General features: G+C 44.6%; 2 protein-coding genes. Both read right to left on the reverse strand.

Annotated elements, in window-relative coordinates; translation table 11 throughout:
- A partial coding sequence (locus tag HP439_RS17590; protein WP_172391640.1) for an MFS transporter occupies positions 1-1,407 on the reverse strand: 1,407 nt, incomplete at its 3' end.
- 13 nt (positions 1,408-1,420) lie between these two features.
- Positions 1,421-3,934 (reverse strand): glycosyl hydrolase 115 family protein, encoded by a 2,514-nt coding sequence (locus HP439_RS17595; protein WP_172391641.1) that lies wholly within the window; start codon positions 3,932-3,934, stop codon positions 1,421-1,423.
- Between the last annotated feature and the right edge of the window lie 1,031 nt (positions 3,935-4,965).

The following is a 4,965-nucleotide window of genomic DNA, read 5'->3' on the forward strand; positions in this document are numbered from 1 at the left end:
AGCAATCACACCTACTAAAAATGTGACGGCTGGTACAAGACTGGCAACTAAGCGGATACCGAAAAGGCTGCTATCGCTTTGGAGTACGCCCGGCACAAAACCAAATGCATCGATGATGCCGCCGCATATTGCGCCACCTATGCCGAGCCCGGCCTTGAGGGCAAAGACGATTCCAGCGAAGACAAATCCTGTCGCGCGGCGGTTATTTTTCCATTCGGAATAATCCGCTACGTCGCCCATCATAGCCCATAGAAGTGGTATTGTTGGTGCATAAGCAAGACTTTTTAAGATATTCACGGTGAATATCCAGCCCAACTGGTCGGCAGGGATAAAGAAAAATAACCCCGTAAATATCGCCGTCAAGGCTAAGCATAGAATAAATACCCTTCTTTTTCCAAAGCGCCCCGCCAAGAACTGAGAGAGAAAAATGACAGCCGCTAAGGTCACCACCTGTCCAACCATATTAAACAAGCTAAATCCCACGGCAAATACCTGATCTTCCCGATATACAATCAGACCGAATGCATCGAGCAACTTGTGCCCCATACCGCCGTTCGAATCCCCTGTACTTGTCAATCCAACCCGCGATAAGAGATCAAAAAGCACGCTTTTGTCTACGTAATAGTTAAAATAATAAGACATCGCACTTCCCCACATGGCGAGCGTCACAAATAGAAATAAGGTGAGAATAAACATGGCACGCCAAGGCACGCAGGATACGATATCCCGAAAATCTTGTTTTATCGATGACTTTTGGTTAGGCGGCGGGGTGATACGCTCACGAGCAGAAACAAAAGCGATGATGAAAAGTACAAATCCTACAGATGCGTAAAGTGCAATCGTCCAAAACCAACCTTTCTCAGCGTCTGATTGCCCAAATTTACTGACCAGCGGCAAGGTTAATCCCTGGACAACGAAGGTGGCTATTGTTGCGGTCACAAACCGCACCGAAGATATGCTGGTGCGCTCGCGAATGTCACTGCTCATAACCCCTCCCAACGATGCGTATGGAGTATTGTTAAATGAATACAGCGCCATCAACGCGGTATAGGTGATACCCGCATACAATATTTTCGCTTTTTCACCGATATCAGGGGTCGTGAATGATAGCACGAAGAAGACAGAAAAAGGCAATGCGGTCCATAGAACCCACGGCCTATACTTCCCCCACTTCGTGTTGGTTCGGTCGGCTAATATTCCAGCAAGCGGATCAATGAACGCATCAGACAACCTGACCACCAGTAAGATCATACCGGCTGCTGTCGCTTTTATACCGAACACGTCGGTGTAAAAGAACAGCTGAAACATCATCATCATCTGAAAAACTAGATTTGCTGCACCGTCTCCCAGACTGTATCCGATTTTTTCCGCAAGGGAAACTTTTTGTGTATTCGTTTTTGATATCATGGTTTTATTAGGTTCAATCGGTTTGCTTCAATTGTTCGCTTTCAGGTGCGCCCAAATAAGATGGCTTCAACCCGCCCATATCCAACATAATCTTCTGGATTACGATACCGTGTTCCAATGGACGAATCCGTATGGTATACTCACCCGGATGAGCAAAATGATGCATGCTCTGACTCTCTATAATTCGTCTCGCTTGCCACCTTCCCAGCTCTCCGCGGTAGTGTCCGTTAATATTGACGATCTGTTCTGTACCACCATTTATAGATACGGCATAGCGTAGACCCTTGTTTGCGTTGTAATTGAGCGTCGGCGATGTCAATACCATCAGCTTCCCTTCTGCTGGGCTCGCTACGGTCGCCTTATATTCTAGATAGGTATCCTGATCCAGCTTAGCTGTGACAGGCATGGTTGTCACTGCCGATCTTGTTTTACCTAGGTTCGGAATCTCCGTCCATACAATATCGCCGGATGCACGCGCAAGCTTATAGTTCATCGCTTCAATAGATATGACGCCTGCTTGTTCTACAAAGATCTTGGAGGGTACAACTAGCGCACTATCCACATAATTGACCTCCGGCATAACATTTCGATCGGGATTGTTCCAGCTGGTATAGCCAATACGTACCTGATCCATCATATGCTTCCACTTTCCATCTGCAATACGGTTGTTAAAATGATCTGTCAGCACGGAATCCCGCCGAAAGGCCAATTTGACTTGGTCTGCCCAATAGTTGGCTCGAAGATCCTTTTCCCGGTAATAGAAATCATTTTTTGCTTTTGCCAGATACATTTCGTAGAGATTAGCGCAGGCATTTATCGGAAACAGCACCAGCTGATCATAAGCGTCACGCTGCTTTTGGGGAAGAATATTGTAGAGTCGCATGGCGTCTATGAGTAGATCCTTATATTCACTTACTACACCTTCAAATTCGTTGTAATGATCTAGACTATACGTTTTGTGATCGAGTAACTCTGGCGTGACGCGGTGATTGTACTTTGTATACAAGTCCAACAGCCGGGCAATTTCCTGGGCGTGAGTCGAGCCAAACTGCTGCTCTGCCCAGTCTTTGGTATACGAAAATAGATTTGCCGCGTTAAACCGGTCGGGATCCCAGGCCATATCCAAGAAGAAGGAGATCGGGAATTCCATAGGCTTCAGATCGCCGACATTTACGACCCATATACGGTCGACGCCGTGCCGATAAGTTAAGTTCATCTGTTCCCATACACGCTGAATTTGACTGACGTTAAGCCACTTTGAGTTGCGCGGCGCGCCGACATAGTCGAAATGATAATACATACCGTACCCACCTTTTCGGGGTTTAGCATCCAGCGCGGGCAGCTTACGGACATTTCCCCAATTATCGTCGCAAAATAATAACGTGACGTCATCGGGCACCCGCATTCCTTTATCATAGTAATCCTGCACCTCTTTATAAAGCGCCCATACCTGAGGTGTTTGATCAATTTCTTTGCCGGTCACCTCAGCAATAATTTTCCTCTGGTCTTTGACGATCTTTTCCAGGAGTCCCACATTTTGCTTTTCGCTCATCGGCTCATCGCCGTCGCCGCGCATAGCCAGCGTTACGATTGTCTCCCAGTTCTTTGTGCGCTCCATGCCTCCCCGCCAAAAGGACTTCAACCCCTGTTCATTGGTACTGTAGTCCCATGCACCCCCATTACCATGCCGCCGCCATTCTTGCTGTGCCCTAGCCATAGGCTCATGATGAGACGTACTCATAACGATACCCATCTCATCGGCTAAGATGCCGTTTGCTGGATCATCATCGTAGAACGCACTGCCCCACATTGCAGGCCATAAAAAATTGGCCTTCAGTCGTAATAGAAGCTCAAAAACTTTTTCATAAAACTGATGGTTAAAACCACCAAAGGTCGCTCTGCTCCAACCGGACAAGGCGGGAGCTTCGTCATTAAGAAATATACCGCGATAGCGGACTTTTGGCTCGCCGGATGTATAGACTCCGGGTTTGAAATAGAGGTTAGTCTGTTTTACTATCGGTACATCCGCCCAATAATACCAGGGCGATACCCCCATCTGCTTTGAGAGCTCATAAATACCGTAAATCGTACCCCTTTTATCACTCCCTGCAATTACGATGGCGGAGGCGATGCCTTCTGCAGGATCAGCAACGTGCTGGATTATAAATTTCTCCGTTTTTCCTCGTAATTCGTCGCTATTAATTTTTTTGGAATCGGCCAGCTCATCAATCCATCTGGACTCCCCTAGCGTTCCTATAATAATACGGTGGGAAGAAGTCTGGTTTTCGGTAGATACGCTAGCCCCTAACCGCCCAAAATCCTCTTGCAGGGTTTGTATCGCACGTAGCAAGCCTTTATGATCACGCCCATCAAACATTATGGGAGTGGCAATACCCTGTTTTATAACAGGTATGGTCCCGTCATTGGGCTCAGACAGTATAAAGGAGGACTGTGCGAGTTCTTGCCCGTGCACACCAAGGCACAAAAACAAGAACATAAGACTCCACGTCCATTTGTTGCTAATCATTCTTCCGACTTCTATAGGTTTATTAAAATTCAGTTTATAATGGATTCAGCGCGCGCAGATTCGTGAACTGAACCAAGGGTAAAAGTAGTAGTAATGCACGCAGCGGGATGATACAAATGTTTTTTAAAGGGGTAAAAATGTCTAAACGATGTGCGGCAGTACCGATAAACAGCTGTTTTTCTCATTTACATCCGCAGTCTCCGATTAGGTTAAGTGAAACAGCCATATCTAGTTAACAAAAACAGGCTACTAATTTGCTGTTATATCATTTAGTTTTTACAAAGCGCATTTATAATAATTCCAATTTAAAAGGAGAGTTTTTTTGGATGGAATAATATCCATGGGGGCGACGATCTTGTTATTTTAAAACCAGTATAGTTTACAATTAAACCGATAGTCCTATGCGTCAATAAAACTTTATGTCCCACGATTAGCGATATCAGAAATAGTTCGTAGGTAATATATGGATACATCCCTAATTATGCGCCTAGCACTCGTCTGCACTTCGGCAGCATTAGTTTCTTAAATTAGTTTAGGCAGATGGACACATTTATATGTTTAATTGACTGGCCAAGTCCAGAAGTAATTCGTCAATAAATCCTATCACAAAGTTAGACCCCTGACATCCATGTTCCGGCTGGCCGGTCTTAGCTTCCAATTTATAAAATAAAGTTAGTCCGCTTTATTTATATGGTAAACAAAATCCGGAATAGAAAAACACGTCTAGGAAACATCCTTTTTTTCTATTACCCCTAAAAACGAAACGATAATGCATTTATACAGAATCTATTATAAAAAATAGTCTATTCGACAAACAAAACAATATTTCAAATGTTACTGGAAACAGTTACTCATTTTAAAAGGAAATATATTACCATTATTACAGCTTAACAACATGACGATCTTTTAACCACAGCTATTTGGATTTCGCCTCTTAAACATGTAAATAAAGGCCTATTCATCCAGGAATTAGGAGATTCCGACGCTCAATTTACCAAGACAGTCAGGTTATAACACCGATTTTTTCACCT

This window comes from Sphingobacterium shayense, assembly GCF_013179575.1.
GTDB lineage: Bacteria > Bacteroidota > Bacteroidia > Sphingobacteriales > Sphingobacteriaceae > Sphingobacterium > Sphingobacterium shayense.

Coding starts and splice junctions, on each gene's coding strand:
- HP439_RS17595 (WP_172391641.1), bottom strand. CDS start 3,934: ATGATTAGCAACAAATGGACGTGGAGTCTTATGTTCTTGTTTTTGTGC.